The organism is Mesorhizobium sp. RCC_202 (genome assembly GCF_041355295.1).
In the GTDB taxonomy this organism is placed as follows: domain Bacteria; phylum Pseudomonadota; class Alphaproteobacteria; order Rhizobiales; family Rhizobiaceae; genus Mesorhizobium.
Window position 1 is genome coordinate 90,189 of record NZ_JBFUPO010000015.1, and the last position, 14,378, is coordinate 104,566.

At 62.5% G+C, this 14,378-nt stretch carries 17 protein-coding genes; 3 read left to right on the forward strand and 14 right to left on the reverse strand.

All coding sequences use genetic code 11. The annotated features are described in order from the left end of the window. Positions 1-21: 21 nt before the first annotated feature. The 6 genes from AB6802_RS27110 to ybgC form a co-directional block, all read right to left on the reverse strand. A complete protein-coding gene (locus AB6802_RS27110) occupies positions 22-399 on the reverse strand; it encodes a four helix bundle protein (protein WP_371013274.1) in 378 nt (125 codons plus the stop codon). 58 nt (positions 400-457) lie between these two features. Beyond that, positions 458-1,771, reverse strand: coding sequence for a Tol-Pal system beta propeller repeat protein TolB (tolB, locus tag AB6802_RS27115; protein ID WP_371013275.1), 1,314 nt, complete (start codon positions 1,769-1,771; stop codon positions 458-460). Between the two features lie 39 nt (positions 1,772-1,810). Further along, positions 1,811-2,965 (reverse strand): TonB family protein, encoded by a 1,155-nt coding sequence (locus AB6802_RS27120; RefSeq protein WP_371013276.1) that lies wholly within the window; start codon positions 2,963-2,965, stop codon positions 1,811-1,813. A 7-nt stretch (positions 2,966-2,972) separates the two neighbouring features. Continuing rightward, positions 2,973-3,431, reverse strand: a complete 459-nt coding sequence (tolR, locus tag AB6802_RS27125) for a protein TolR (protein ID WP_371013277.1) — start codon at positions 3,429-3,431, stop codon at positions 2,973-2,975. Positions 3,432-3,440: 9 nt separating this feature from the next. Further along, positions 3,441-4,151: a protein TolQ gene (gene tolQ, locus AB6802_RS27130; protein WP_371013278.1), complete on the reverse strand. Its 711-nt coding sequence runs from the start codon at positions 4,149-4,151 to the stop codon at positions 3,441-3,443. 391 nt (positions 4,152-4,542) lie between these two features. After that, positions 4,543-5,013 (reverse strand): tol-pal system-associated acyl-CoA thioesterase, encoded by a 471-nt coding sequence (gene ybgC / locus AB6802_RS27135; RefSeq protein WP_371013279.1) that lies wholly within the window; start codon positions 5,011-5,013, stop codon positions 4,543-4,545. Between the two features lie 161 nt (positions 5,014-5,174). On the opposite strand from ybgC, the gene AB6802_RS27140 reads away from it, so the two are divergent. Together AB6802_RS27140 and AB6802_RS27145 are read left to right on the forward strand one after the other, a co-directional pair. Then, a complete protein-coding gene (locus tag AB6802_RS27140) occupies positions 5,175-6,428 on the forward strand; it encodes a glycoside hydrolase family 5 protein (RefSeq protein WP_371013280.1) in 1,254 nt (417 codons plus the stop codon). 47 nt (positions 6,429-6,475) lie between these two features. Continuing rightward, a complete protein-coding gene (locus AB6802_RS27145; RefSeq protein WP_371013281.1) occupies positions 6,476-7,165 on the forward strand; it encodes a glutathione S-transferase family protein in 690 nt (229 codons plus the stop codon). An 8-nt stretch (positions 7,166-7,173) separates the two neighbouring features. On the opposite strand, the gene AB6802_RS27150 is transcribed toward AB6802_RS27145, so the two are convergent. The 7 genes from AB6802_RS27150 to AB6802_RS27180 all read right to left on the reverse strand — a co-directional run bounded on the left by AB6802_RS27150 (position 7,174) and on the right by AB6802_RS27180 (position 12,000). Continuing rightward, the gene (locus AB6802_RS27150) at positions 7,174-8,076 is read right to left on the reverse strand and encodes a metallophosphoesterase (RefSeq protein WP_371013282.1); all 903 of its coding nucleotides are present in this window, start codon (positions 8,074-8,076) and stop codon (positions 7,174-7,176) included. Positions 8,077-8,309: 233 nt separating this feature from the next. After that, on the reverse strand, positions 8,310-9,347 hold the full coding sequence (ruvB, locus tag AB6802_RS27155) for a Holliday junction branch migration DNA helicase RuvB (RefSeq protein ID WP_371013283.1): 1,038 nt from the start codon (positions 9,345-9,347) through the stop codon (positions 8,310-8,312). A gap of 43 nt (positions 9,348-9,390) precedes the next feature. Continuing rightward, the gene (ruvA, locus tag AB6802_RS27160; RefSeq protein WP_371013284.1) at positions 9,391-10,011 is read right to left on the reverse strand and encodes a Holliday junction branch migration protein RuvA; all 621 of its coding nucleotides are present in this window, start codon (positions 10,009-10,011) and stop codon (positions 9,391-9,393) included. 10 nt (positions 10,012-10,021) lie between these two features. Further along, positions 10,022-10,441 (reverse strand): type II toxin-antitoxin system VapC family toxin, encoded by a 420-nt coding sequence (locus AB6802_RS27165; RefSeq protein WP_371013285.1) that lies wholly within the window; start codon positions 10,439-10,441, stop codon positions 10,022-10,024. Then, complete coding sequence (locus AB6802_RS27170) at positions 10,419-10,688, reverse strand: AbrB/MazE/SpoVT family DNA-binding domain-containing protein (protein WP_371013286.1); 270 nt, start codon at positions 10,686-10,688, stop codon at positions 10,419-10,421. Before AB6802_RS27170 ends, AB6802_RS27165 begins: the two co-directional genes overlap by 23 nt. 56 nt (positions 10,689-10,744) lie before the next feature. Further along, on the reverse strand, positions 10,745-11,257 hold the full coding sequence (gene ruvC / locus AB6802_RS27175) for a crossover junction endodeoxyribonuclease RuvC (protein WP_371013287.1): 513 nt from the start codon (positions 11,255-11,257) through the stop codon (positions 10,745-10,747). 212 nt (positions 11,258-11,469) lie between these two features. Then, complete coding sequence (locus AB6802_RS27180) at positions 11,470-12,000, reverse strand: DUF1465 family protein (RefSeq protein ID WP_371013288.1); 531 nt, start codon at positions 11,998-12,000, stop codon at positions 11,470-11,472. A gap of 718 nt (positions 12,001-12,718) precedes the next feature. Here AB6802_RS27180 and AB6802_RS27185 point away from each other — a divergent pair. Continuing rightward, positions 12,719-13,270 carry a DUF2269 family protein gene (locus AB6802_RS27185; RefSeq protein WP_371013289.1) on the forward strand — a complete coding sequence of 184 codons (552 nt, stop codon included), beginning with the start codon at positions 12,719-12,721 and terminating at the stop codon, positions 13,268-13,270. Between the two features lie 174 nt (positions 13,271-13,444). On the opposite strand, the gene AB6802_RS27190 is transcribed toward AB6802_RS27185, so the two are convergent. After that, positions 13,445-14,215: a sulfite exporter TauE/SafE family protein gene (locus AB6802_RS27190; RefSeq protein WP_371013290.1), complete on the reverse strand. Its 771-nt coding sequence runs from the start codon at positions 14,213-14,215 to the stop codon at positions 13,445-13,447. Positions 14,216-14,378: the final 163 nt, after the last annotated feature.

Below are 14,378 nucleotides of genomic sequence, written 5' to 3' on the forward strand. Positions count from 1 at the left end.
CTGAGGAACTGGAGAAAGGGATCACTTCAGCGACCCTCTGAGATTTACCAGCATTCCGTAGATCTGGTTGTAGGATCGTAGCCACTCGTCGAGCTGTGTCTTCGAGATGTATTCGAGATCGAACGCGTAGGAGATCCATGTCTCAACTTCGCTACACGACCCCACAGCCATTGAAATGAACCGAGCGAACTCAGCTTTGGAATGAGGCTGCTTGGCAAAGCCCTCAGCTAGGTTAGCGCAGATGGCCTTGCTGGAGCGACGCAACTGATCGGCTAGTGCATATTGCTCGATCTTCGGAAAGGCCAACGTGGCTTTGTGAATTTCAAGAGAAACTGCGTAGGCCCGCTTATAGACCTCCAGATCCCTGGCACGTCCAACATAGCGCCCCTGTCTCTCCATTTTTCAGTTCTTCAATTCCCCAGTTCTCCAGTTCCTCAGTTCTCCAGTTCCCAGCCGCTCACTCCAGCAGCGGCGACCAGGCGGGGTCCGACGCGTAGTTCGCCGTCGGGATTTGCTGCTCGTTGCGGCCGGTGAGATCGACCGAGACCAGCTTCGGCCCACCGGCGGAGTCGCGGAAGAACATCAGCACACGGCCGTTCGGTGCCCAGGTCGGACCTTCCTGCTGGAATCCGGCGGACAGGATGCGCTCGCCCGAACCGTCGGTCTTCATGACGCCGATCTGGAACTGGCCGCCGCTCTGCTTGGTGAAGGCGATGAGGTCGCCCCGCGGCGACCAGACCGGCGTCGAATAGACGCCGTCGCCGAAGGAAATGCGGTGCGGGTTGGAGCCATCGGCCCCCATGACGTAGATCTGGGATCGGCCGCTGCCGCCGCCACGGTCGGAGGTGAAGACGACCTGCGAGCCGTCCGGCGAATAGGACGGCGAGGTGTCGATCGCGGTCGAGTCGGTGAGCCGCGTCGTCGAACGGCTTCTCAGATCCATGGCGAAGATGTTGGAATTGCCGTCGTCGCGCAGCAGGCTCATGATTACTTTCTGGCCATCGGGCGAGAAGCGCGGCGCAAACGTCATGCCTGGGAAATTGCCGACCAGTTCGCGCTGGCCGGTCTCGATCTGCAGCAGGTAGACCTTCGGCTGCCCGCTTTCGTAGGACATATAAGTGATTTCCTGCCGGTTCGGCGAAAAGCGCGGCGTCAGAACGATGGCGCGGCCGTCGGACAGATAGCGCACATTGGCGCCGTCCTGGTCCATGATGGCCAGCCGCTTCTTGCGCGCGTTCTTGGCGCCGGATTCGTCGACGAAGACGACGCGCGTGTCGAAATAGCCTTTTTCGCCGGTGATCTTCTCATAGATCGCATCGGCGATGATGTGCGCGACACGGCGTTGATTGGCGTCGTTGGCGAAAAACTGCTCGCCGGCCAGTTGCTGGTTGCCAAAAATATCCCACAGCCGGTACTGGGCGCGGATGCGGCCATCCGCCTCCTTGCTCACGGCGCCGGTCACCAGCGCCTGCGCATTGATGACCTTCCAATCCTCATAGCGGGGCGCGGCATCCGGATTCGTGATCTTTTCGACAAAGGCGGCCTTGTCGATCGGCGCGAACAGTCCCGACCGCTTCAGATCGGCTGTGACGATCTCCGATATCTGCGCTCCCAGTCCTCCCTGAAAGTCAGGAATGGCGATCGGCATCGGCTCGACATTGCCTTTGTTGACGTTGAGCTCGAGGGTTGCTCGCGCAGGCAAGGTGACGACGGCATTTATGCCCATCGCCATCGCGGCGACGATCAGGAGCGGCTTGAGGATGAATTGCATGTATTCTCGCTTCTCTTGCTGATTTTTTGCGTGCTCAGGTTAAAGACCAAGCATCGCTCTCGGATCAAAATTGACGCGAATGTCGGACCATATGTCTTGTTTTCCGGCGGGAACCTGCAGCCCGGCGACATCGCATTTCTGCACGGCGCGAACCGCGCTGGCGTCGAACTGTGGGTTGCCGCTGGACTTCTCAACGGTCGGGCGGCCTTCCAGCTTGCCGGAGGCATTCAGGTTGAAACGGATGACCACCGTGAAATCTTCGGACCCTTCGAGGCCGACTGGAAGCGTCCAGCAACTGCCGAGCTGATCCTCCAACGCTCCTTGCTCTGACTTGGAGAGCTTCTGGCCCTGGTCCTTTGTGCCGCCGAGCGAAGCCTGCTGCGTCGAGCGCTTGGCGCCGCCGCCGGATGGCTTCTGCTTGTCGAGCAACGCCGTTATCTCGTCGGCGTTGAACTGCTTCTCGTCCGACTTCGGCTTGGAAGAAGCCTCCTTCACCGGCTTGTCGGCGTCCTTGCGATCCGGCGCCTTGGCGCTCTCGGCCTGGGCCGGCTGCGATTGTGGTTGCGGCCGTGCCTGTGGAGCCGGCGCCGAATCCGGAAGCTTGGCCTCGTCTGTCGGCTGCTCCTGCGAGATCGCCTCGGCCACCGCGTCCGGCTTCACTTCTTCCTTTGGAATAGCGGCGGTCGTGTCCTTCGTCGGCGTCGGCGGCTTGGCCGGTGCCGGCTTCGGCTCCGTCTGCTTCACCGGCTCTGGCTTGACCTCTTCCTTCGGCGTCGGCGTCGGCGCGACTTCCGTCGCCGGGATGGGCTTCGGCTTCTCCTGCGGCTTCGGCACGTCCTCGACCGCCGGCTTCTCGGTCGGCGTCGGCGCCGGCGGCGGAGCTGCCGTCTTGTCGACCGGCTTCGGCTTGGTCTCGTCCGTCACCGGCTTGTCGGTGTCGACGGTGTTCTCGCCGACTTTCTGGGCATTGGGCACGACATCCGGCCGCTTGGTCGGCAGCGGCGCCGGCTTGTCATGCATCACCGATTTCTTGTCGCCCTGCAGCGTTTGCGCGACCGCTTCCATGGGAACGATATCGACCGCCACCGATTCCGTATCGGCGGCCGGCATGGCCGGTGGCGACGACAGCGTGAACAACCCGAAGGCCAACGCCACCGTATGCAAGATCACCGATGAGGTAAGACCGGTGCGCATTTGGCCTCTATTGATCCTGTTCCTGCAGCGAGACCAGGCCGATATTTTTGTAACCGGCCGCCGAGATACGGGCCATCACCTTCATGGCGGTGCCATAGTCGGTCGACTTGTCGCCACGTATGAAGATGCGTTCGTCATAGCCCGTCTTCGAGATAGCCTGCAGCTTGGCCACCAACTCGTCGATCGAGATTTCGGTCTCTTGGAGGAAAATCTTGCCGGCCGCGTCGATCGAAACGGTGATCGGCTGGGTGTCGACATTCATCGCCTTGGCCTGTGTGTCCGGCAGGTCGATCGGCACGCCAACGGTCAGGAGCGGCGCCGCGACCATGAAGATGATCAACAGCACCAGCATCACGTCGACCATCGGCGTGACGTTGATTTCCGACATCAGCGCGTGGTGGCGGCCGCGCCGCCTGTGGCCGCGCCCGCCTCGCCCCGTGCCGCCTCCGCTTACGGACATCCCCATGATCGTTCCTCAGGCCTTCTGCGCGACTTTTTCATCGATTTGGCGCGAGAGTATGGCGGAGAACTCATCCGCGAACCCTTCCATGCGCATGCCGATCTTGTTCGCATCCGATGACAGCTTGTTGTAGGCGATGACCGCGGGGATGGCCGCCAGCAGGCCGATCGCGGTGGCCAGCAACGCCTCGGCGATGCCGGGCGCGACCACCGAAAGGCTGGTGTTCTTCGAGGCGGCGATCGCCTGGAACGACGTCATGATGCCGATGACGGTGCCGAACAGACCGATGAAGGGCGCCGCAGAACCGGTGGTGGCGAGGAAGCCGAGGCGCCCCTCCAACTTCTCCATCTCGCGGGTCAGCGCCAGGTCCATCGCCTTGTCGATACGGGTCTGCAGCGCCAGCGCCGATTTGGCACCCTTTTCAAAACTCTTCTTCCACTCGCGCATGGCAGCGACAAAGATCGCGCCCATGCCGGCGGTCTTCCGATCGGCAAGCGTGCGGTAGAGGTCTTCCAGCGACTGCCCTGACCAGAACACCTGCTCGAAGCGGTTGAGCGCCAGCCGCATGCGGCCGTAGGCGACCAGCTTGTCGATGATGATCGCCCAGGTCCAGATCGAGGCGCCGAGCAAGCCGATCATGACCAGCTTGACCACCCAGCCGGCCTGCATGAACAGCGCCCAGATCGACAAATGCGCTGCCGGATCGGCGAGTGCGATATTTTCCATCACTTAAGTCCTTAAGATTTTCCGGGCGTCGCTGGCGGCTGGCCCATGGGCATCCCTTTGGTCCGATCGCGCAAAGCTTTGAAACTTGCGGAACAACCCCGAATGCACCTTTCCTCGGCCTTTTCGGGGCAAATATTGGTGAAAGGAAGGCGTACGAATTGCGCCAATCTTCGCCAATTCCTTCATGAACCGTTATGGTTAAGGATGGGTTAGGATGTAAGGCGCGGCGCATTGCCGCGCTTGGCGTCGAAGTGCTTCCACCGAAGGGCGTTGAGATTCAGGTCAGGCCGAGTCGAATTTGGTGGTTTCCGGAGCGGAGCGGAGCGCGCTTAAGTACGTGAGCACCGGAAGCGCAGGAAGCCGCCATTTGCAGGCCGGCCTCACCTGAATCTCAACGCCCCTTGGGCATGAAGGCCGCAATCCATTCCTTCGGAAAGCGCTTCGGCCGGCCGCTTTCGCCGATGATCGCCGCTTCGACCTTGGCCTCGACCAGCACCTCGCCACCGCGCTTCAACTGCTGGCCCATGAAGATACGCGCGCCGGAAATGTCGTCGGTACGCGTCTCGATGGTCAGTATGTCGTCCATGCGCGCCGACGCGCGGAAGTCGATCTCCATGCGCCGCACCACCCAGACGATGCGCTCGCCATGCTTGCCCTCGGCCAACTCGGTGTGGTGGACGCCGGCGAGCCGCAGGTAATCCGAGCGGCCGCGTTCGAAGAACTCCAGGTAGCGGGCATGGTAGACCACCCCGGAGAAGTCGGTGTCGGCATAATAGACCCGCGCCATCAGCCGATGGCCGAACTCCGTCAGCGCTCCCGAAAGCCCGGCGCTGAGCGCCGCCGATTCACCATGATCGTCCATCGCACTTTCCTTTTCCTGGCCGAACAGGCACCTAACCCGTGGGCTTAGAGCGGTTCGACGTTTCATGGAAACGTCGAACCGCTCTAACTCTTTGTTTTGACGCAATTCCGGACGGAAAACCGATCACACTTTTCCTGGAATTGCTCTAGGTATTTCTGTGCGTGGCACCGTTGGGCGCGATGATCAAGACCTTGATGACGGCGTTGCTGACGCTTGCCGCTCTTACGCTACCGGCCGGCGCGGCAACGTTCGCGATGAAGCGCGGCCTCAATCTCGACCAGTGGGTCACCTGGCCAGCCGAGGACAAATGGGGCGATCGCCAGGCGATCCTGCCCTATCCGGAGTGGCGCAAATTCCTCAAGGAAGACGATCTCAAGGCGCTGAAGGACGCGGGGCTGGACTTCCTGCGCATGCCGGTCGATCCCTCGCCCTTTCTCTCCGACCAGACAACGGCCTTGCGCGACGACCTCTATGCCAGCGTCCTGGACTCGGCGCGCCTGATCAACCGCGCCGGCCTGAAGGTGATCGTCGACCTGCATCTGATCCCCGCCGGCGCCAACCGCAAGATCGGCATGGGGCAGGTGATGGACGACCCTGCGATCTTCGCGGCGTATGTCGAGATGGCGCGCAAGATGGCGCTGACGCTGGCAAAGGAAGATCCAGGTCAAGTCGCGCTTGAATTGATGAACGAACCGATCGTCGATTGCGACGACGATGGCACCGACCTTTGGCCTGAACGCCAGAAGCAGCTCTTCGCGGCCGCGCGTGCCTCGGCGACCAGGCTGACATTGATCCTCACCGGCGGCTGTTATTCGAGCGCTGCCTCGCTGGTGAAGATCGACCCGAAGACGATCCCCGACGACAACATCATCTGGGCCTTCCATTCCTATGATCCGTTTCTTCTGACGCATCAGGGCGCGACCTGGGCCGGCGATTTCATCCAATATGTCACAGGCCTGCCCTACCCGCTGACGGCCGTGCCGCGCACCGAGTTGAACGTGACGCTGAACACCATCCGCGACCGGATCAAGGCCGAGGCGCCCTGGGCCAGGCAGAGCGGCCTGCTCGCCTATCTCGACGAGCAGGTGGCGACAATGGACAGCCCTCAGAAGCTGCTCGGCGTGATGGATGAACCGTTCAAGACGGTCGAAGCCTGGGCAAAGGCCCACGCCATCAAGCCGGAAAACATCACGCTCGGCGAGTTCGGCATGATCCGCAAGGAATATGGCAACGGCTTTGTCATGCCGGCCGCGTATCGCGCGGCCTATGTGCGCGACATGATCGAGCGCGCCGAGGCGCATCATTTCTCCTGGTCGGTGTGGAGTTATGGCGGCGCCTTCGGCATCGTCGACGCTTTCGATGGCGAGAAAGCCGAACCTGACGTGATGGATGCGATCCGCCAACTTCCGCGTTAGTCACCGACGGTGCTACGATTTCTTCGATGGCATCGGGGGATGAGGCTATGCGTTCGCTGCTTTACACAACCGGATCACCTTTCGCGCGCGGCGTTCGTGTCGTGCTCGACGAAATAGGCCTCGACTACGAGCGGCGGGAGGAAACGACCACGCCATCCGCCGCGTCCCGGGCCGAATGGACGCCGGCGCTTCAGGTCCCGACATTGCGCGATGGCGATCTAACGCTGTGGGAAAGCGGTGTGATCGCCGAGTACCTGCTCGCCACCTATCCGCGGCGTGTCCATCAGGAATTTCCTTTGGCGCCGTCGATGTGGCGGGCAGGATCGGAATGGGATGACCGACTGCTCTTTGCTTCGGTCCAGACACTGGGCACCGCCGCAACGACGATCAGCCAGATGCAATGGTCCGGGGTCCGGCATCACGGCAATTCGCATCTGACGCGCTGCGCCGAGCGCATCGCCCATCTGATGGGTTGGCTGGAGAGCAGGATCGACCGCGACGGCGAGGGATTTTTCGGCAAGACCGTTTCGGTCCAGGACATTTTCCTGACCTGCCACCTTCGCTTCATTGCCAACCGGCCCCTGGATCTCGATATCCGGCTCGAGGCGCATCCGAGGACCCGCACGCTTGTGAACGCGCTGGAAGATCGAGCCAGCTTCCGAAACAATCCGGTGCTGTGGTGGGAGCCTGGCATCATCGGCTACGAGGCCGATGGCACCCCCACCCGCGCCACCTGACGGGAGGCTCAGCCGAGATCGATCTGCAGGATCTCCGGCCGCATGCCAAAACGCACCGGCGCGATGCTGAAGCCGAGCCCGCCCGACACGATCAGATTGCGGTCGTTCTCCACGACATGGCCATAGGCGTAGCGGTTGCCATAGGCCGACGGCACCACCGGCGAATAGCCGAACAACCGCACCTGTCCGCCATGGGTGTGGCCGGACAGCGTCAGCGAAACCCGCCAGGGTACTTTCGGAAAAATATCCGGCTCGTGCGCGAGCAGGATGATGGGGGCGTTGTCGCTCACCTTGGCCAGCGTGCCGTCGAGGTCGTCGAGCCCCGTCATCCCGTAGCGGCCCTTGGCGTGGTCCGGCAGCAGCGCCAGCTGATCGGCAAGCCCGGCTATCCAGAAGCCTTGCCCGTCCTTCTCCAGGCGCAAGGCATCGTTTTCGAGCACCGCGATGTTGACGGCCTCCAGCGCCTTGCGCGCCGCGGTCGGGCCGGCCCCTGCTTCCTGGGCGAAAATATCGTGCCACCAGTCGTGATTGCCGAGGATTGCCTTGACGCCGAGCGGCGCTTTCAGTCCGGACAGCGCCGAGGCCCAATCTTTCGTCGCCACATGGCCCGTCACCAGGCGCATCCCGGCAATGTAGTCGCCCAGAAGCACGATCAGATCCGGCTGCAGCGCATTGGCATCCTCGACCAGCGAGGCGATGTGCTGCGGCGTCATCCAGGGCCGGCAGGCATGGATATCGGCCAGCGCCACGATACGCAGCTTGAGGCCTGCCGGCCAGTGCGGCGGCGTCAGCGCGTAGCGTTTCACATGGCTGAGCAGCACCGGCTCGATGCCGATAGCATAGGCGCCAAGCGCCGCCATCGACAGGAATGAGCCGCCCATGAGGCGCATGAAGCCACGTCTGGTGATCATCGTTCGGCCCAAGCCCCTTGGGATTGCATCGAGCAATTCCAGGAAAAGTGTGTAGCGGTTTTCCGTTCGGAATTGCGCATGAACAAAATACGCCGAGCAGCTCTGCGTTTCCGGGAAACGCAGAGCTGCTCTAGCCCCGGCTTAGAGGCGGCAATTGTGCCCTCACCTAGGCCGGGCCAAGCAGATTCCACGCAGACGAGGCCGCTTCCCGCCTAAAGCCGGACAAATCTGCGTTACTCGTCCTGGAACAGGCTGATCTGCTGCTGGGCAAGGTCCTTCGGCGCGTCGAGGCCGAGATGGCGCCAGGCATTGGCGGTCAGCACGCGGCCGCGCGGTGTGCGCTGGATGAAACCCTGCTGGATCAGATAAGGTTCGATGATGTCCTCGATCGCGTCGCGCGGCTCCGAAAGCCCTGCAGCGATCGTCTCGATGCCGACAGGCCCGCCGCCGAAATTGCGGGCGATCATCGACAAATAACGGCGGTCGAGCGCGTCGAGCCCGAGCCCGTCGACCTCCAGCCTGGTCAATGCCTCGTCGGCAATCCGTCTGTCGACATGGCCGTCCCCGGCAACCGAGGCAAAATCACGCACGCGTCGCAGCAGGCGGCCGGCGATGCGCGGCGTGCCGCGCGCCCGCCGCGCGATCTCCAGCGCGCCATCGTCCCCGAGCGGCATTTGCAGGATGCGCGCGCCGCGCCGCACGATCTGCTCCAGCTCCTCGACGGTGTAGAAATTGAGCCGCACCGGAATGCCGAACCGGTCGCGCAGCGGATTGGTCAACAGGCCGAGCCGCGTCGTCGCCGCCACCAGCGTGAAGTGGGCGAGGTCGATCTTGACCGAGCGTGCTGCCGGCCCTTCGCCGATGATCAGGTCGAGCTGGAAATCCTCCATCGCAGGATAGAGGATTTCCTCCACCGCCGGATTGAGGCGGTGGATTTCATCGATGAAAAGGACGTCGCGCTCCTCGAGATTGGTCAGCAAAGCCGCGAGATCTCCGGCCTTGGCGATGACGGGTCCGGACGTCGAACGGAAATTGACGCCGAGCTCGCGCGCCATGATCTGTGCCAGCGTCGTCTTGCCGAGACCGGGCGGACCGACGAACAGCACATGGTCGAGCGCCTCGCCGCGGCCCTTGGCGGCATCGATGAAGACCTTGAGGTTGGCGCGCACCGCCGCCTGGCCGACGAACTCGTCGAGCGATTGCGGCCGCAAGGTCTGATCGGCATCCTCGCCGCGCTTGTCGGGAGCAATGAGGCGGGGTGAAAGGCTCATGCGAGCGTCCTCGCATATGGCCGATGGCGGTACAAGCGCGGCCTCACCGCGCCAATTCCTTCAGGCCGAAGCGGATCAGCTTCGAGGCGTCCGCCCCTTCGCCGGCCGTCTTCAGCGCCGCGGAAACCGCGTTGGCCGCGATGTCGCGCGAATAGCCGAGGTTGACCAGCGCCGAGACGGCATCGGTGATCGGCGCTGGCGCGACGCCTTCGCCGAGTTCCTGCTTGAGGCCGATCGTGCCGCTGGCGGTGCCCGCATAGGCGGGCGCCTTGGCCTTCAATTCGGTGACGATGCGCTCGGCCACCTTCTTGCCTACGCCTGGCGCTCTGGAGACCATGGCGATGTCGCGCAGCGCGATCGCATTGGCGAGGTCGGCCGGCGCCAGCGTCGACAGGATCGCCAGCGCCACCTTGGCGCCGACGCCCTGCACATTGCTCATCAGCAGGCGAAACCATTCGCGCTCCAGCGCCGACTGGAAGCCGTAGAGCCTGATCATGTCCTCGCGCACATAGGTCTCGATGAACAGCACCACCGCTTCGCCCGGCGACGGCAGCGTGGCCAGCGTGCGCGCCGAGCAATAGGCGACATAGCCGACGCCATGCACGTCGACAACGCAGGAATCCTCGTCGATCTCGTCCAGCGTGCCCTTCAGCTTGCCGATCATACCCTGGCCTTCATGGATGTGTTTCCGGAGAGATGATTTCGAGGTCGGGGAAATAGCTGCGGTAGCGAGGAGCGTCGCGCGTCAAAAGACGGTGTCCGGCAACGGCTGCATGAGCGCCAATGAAAAAATCCGGCAAGGTCCGCTCTCTAACACCACCGGCCCGCCGGTAACGGGAGTGCGCGACCCCGGCCAGGAATGCGGCTTCCCAGGGCAAAAACTCGCGATCCATTTCGAGTCTTTCGGCTGCTTTCCTGAGCATCGCTTCGGTCGCTATCAGCGGAGCAAGTTCAGACCAGACAATGCTGTTGATGACCAGTGCGCCGGCGCGTCTGCATGAGGCGATCGACGATGACGACCACTCCGTCAGCGGCCCAGCCGGGCCCCAGACATCGATGAGCACATTTGTGTCAATCAACGTCGAGATTTTCACGCGGGCCCCTCAACCATTCCATATACTCGTCCGTCGTCATGCCGCCCAAATCCAGCGTCCCCTCCATATGGTCGAGAACCTCTTTGAACCTGCGGGCAGCTTCCTCCTCCGAAATGTTTTCGTTGACGGCGACAAGCCGGGCACCCTCGTCCGTAGCGACGAACTCGACCTCCGACCCCGGTCCTATGCCCAAGTGGTCCCTTATTTGTTTTGGGATCGTGACTTGTCCCTTGGTGGTCACACGCATGGTAATACCTCCAAGGTATTACTTACTTCGCAAATGAGAACAAGTCAAGAACAAGACTACCCAGCCAAAGCCGCCAGCCGGTAGGCGACGCTCTGCCGGTGATGCGCGTGGCAGATGGCGATGGCCAAAGCGTCGGCGGCGTCGTCGCCGCTGAAGACCGCCTTCGGCATCAGCACCTTGAGCATCATATGGATCTGCTTCTTTTCGCCATGACCGACGCCGATCACCGCCTTCTTGACGGCATTGGGGGCGTATTCGGCGACCACCAGACCAGCGCGCGCCGGCACCAGCATGGCGATGCCGCGCGCCTGGCCGAGCTTCAGCGTCGCCGTCGCATCCTTGTTGACGAAAGTCTGCTCGACCGCGGCCTCATGCGGCATCTCCCGGTGCAGCACTTCGGCCAGCCCGTCATGCAATTGGCAAAGCCTGGTCGCCAGCGACGCCTTGTCGTCGGACCGCACTGTGCCGGACGCGATGAAGCGCAACGAATTGCCGAGGCTGTCGATGATGCCCCAGCCGGTGCGCCTCAGGCCCGGATCGATACCGATGATGCGAATCGCTTCCCCCATACGCCAAGTCTAGCCTCGGTGCACAGCGATGCCAGCGAAATGTGAACAAACCAGAAACGGGCCAAGCAGGAGCGGGCAGCTTCAGAATTTGGCATGATGAGCCATATAGCGTCGTTCTCGAGAACCGGAGCGGAGCGTACTTAAGTACGTGAGCACCGGAAGCGCAGAAAACGGCGCTAGATGGCCATCAGGGCGAATTATCAAGCTGCCTGTCAGCCGCGCGCGAAGGCGGTGTTGAGCAGCGATATCTGATCGGAAACCGGATTGGCGCGGCGGACGGTCGAGTGCGTATCGGGCATGGCGCCGCCATAGATCTCTTCGTCCATGCGGCGAACCAGCGACTGCAGGCGCAGCGAGCGGGTCACGAGATCGAGGAAATCCTTCGGCAGCTCGTTCCAGCCGAGCGCCTCGTCATGCGCCGACGCGGTGTCGAGGCGCACCTTGGATTTTTCCGACGCGACCTGGTCACGGGTCATCTCGCCGGAATTGGCCGCCCGCTGCAGAAGCAGCCAGGACGCGACCTGCATCAGACGGGTGGTCAGCCGCATCGATTCAGCCGCGTAAAGCGTTGCTGCCGTGCGCGACAGTTTCTTGGCCTCGAGCCTGCCCTTGCCGTCGAGATACTCGGCCGCCTGCTCGACCAGCCCCATGCCCTCCTGGTAGAGGGGCTTGAAGGATTGGGAGAAAACCCGGCGTTCCGCCAGTTTGATGGTTTTCGCGATGCCCTTCGAAGGCTCGTTCATCGATATGCCCCTGCACTGCCGCAAGCCGATTCGGCAATACTTACCGATACCGACCGCACCCTAAATGACTGAGGCTTGAAAATGCGCTTCGACGCCCATGAAGGCAAGCGCATGTTTAACAAACGGTTAACGCCGGTAGGCGTCCCCTGTGCCGGTTGGGGACAAAAAAAGAGCCGCGGATAAGGCGGCTCTCAGGAGTTTAACAGGGAGGCGTCAAACAAAGTGGCTCCAACCACTCGGTAAGAATCCAGCAAAACTGGATGTACATAGTAAACGCCTGTAAAGCTTAATGAACCCTTAACGGCGTGGATATTTCTTGATCCACAACTGTCTCCGCGCCGCATCGGCCCATCGATCCCGGGACCTAATTGTTAGCTCGCTCGGACCTTCTTCCACCGCGGCGGCAAGGAAATAAGGCGAACAGCAGGATTGCCGCGTAAAAACCCCATGGGCTGCCTCGGTGCTTGCCGCGGACTGGTCCCGGCAAGGCCGCGAAAATGGTCAAATGCCGACACGGCGTCTGGCCGGCAAATGCCGGGGATTCTGCAATGTGGCCATAGGCTTGGCAGCCATAGGCGCGGAAAACCGACGGATCCGTCGCTGTAACAAAGCAATGCCCATGCGACATCCCTTCGATACATGCACGGAGATAATCCACCCTCCTTCGGAAGCAGACGCGCAGGCAGCGTCACCCGACAACGACGCACAAGGAGCGGCAATGGACTGGTACTCGATCGTCAAATTCCTCCACATCGTCTCGGCCACCCTGTGGGTCGGCGGCGGCTTCGTCCTGTTCCTGCTCGGCGTGCTCGCCGAGCGCGCCGGCAACATCGAGGACAAGCTGCAGGCGATACGCGCCAGCGGTCAGCTCGGCGGCAGGTTCTTCGCGCCGCTGTCCATGCTGACCCTGATCTTCGGCCTGATCATGTGCGGCTTCTGGGTCGGCTTTTCCGAACTGTGGATCGTCATCGGCCTCGTCGGCTACGCCACGACCTTCTCGATCGGCATGTTCATCTTCAAGCCGACCGGCGAACGCATGGGCGCCATGATCGCCAAGGACGGTATGACGCCTTCTGTGCTCGGCACAGGCCAGCGCATGATGAACTGGGCGCGCCTCGATTATGCGGTGATGCTGGCGATCATTGCCGACATGGTGCTGAAGCCGACCTCGCACGACATCGGCATCCTCGCCGGCATGGCGATGGTGATCGTGCTCGGTGCCGCGCTCGCCTTCGGCGGCAGCCGCCAGTTGGTGCCAAACGCTGCCTGACCGCAGACATGGGCGACCATGCGCCGCCCGCGCCAAGGCGTGTTGAGATTGAGGTTAGGCCGTGCCGAAAATGACGGGGTCAGAGAACCGGAGCGGAGCGTACTTAAGGACGTGAGCACCGGAAGCGCAGGAACCCGTTATTTGCAGGCCGGCATCACCTGGATATCGACACGCCTACATCAGGCCGGCAATGCCGTCCCACAACAGCTTGACCGCGACCACCGCCACCGTTGCATAGGTAAAGGGATAAAAGACCTCCGGCCGCATGCGGCGCACCAGCCAGGCGCCGGCAACGGTGGAGAGCGGCGCCAGCGGCATCAGCACGGCCGAGGCCGTAAGGTTTGCGGTGTCGAACTGACCGAGCGCGAAATAGGGGATCAGCTTCAGCGCATTGGTCGCGGCAAAGAAGACCGCCGCCGTCCCCGACAGCACTTTCGGGTCGAGCCGGATCGGCAGCGCGTAGACCTGGAAGGGCGGGCCGCCGACATGGGCGACGAAGCTGGTGAAGCCGGCGACAATGCCCCAGAGGGCGGCAGCCATACGGTTCGGCGCCGCCGCGTGATCGGCGCCGTGGCGGACCTGCAGATAGATCCAGCGGGCGACGAAGATCAGTGCGACCGCGCCGACGATCAGCCGCACCATTTCCTCGGTGACGAGAGCCGCCGTCAGCCAGCCGAGCCCGATGCCGATGACGGCGCCCGGCATCATGTCGACCAGCATCTTGCGGTCATAGACGCCCCACCACGTCCACACCGAAACGATGTCCATCAGGCACAGGATCGGCAGCAGGATCGCGGCCGCCTGCACCGGCGGAATGGTCAACGCCATCAGCGGCACGCCGACAAAGCCGACAGCGCCGCCGAAGCCGCCCTTCGACAGGCCGACGAGAATGACCGCCGGAATGGCGGCGGCATAAAACCAGGGATCGCTGAGCAGGCCCGACATTGGGAAAGGTTTGAAAACCTGGCTTTGGGAAAGAGTTTGGAAAGGCGGGAGCCAAGCCATAGCGCAGAATACAGCCAGTGGGATAGTCATGAATGGCGGCATCGGCTATGCCGGCCCAACATCGACAAACGGCCGCGCCGCAGCCATCGCCAGCCGGGCCGCT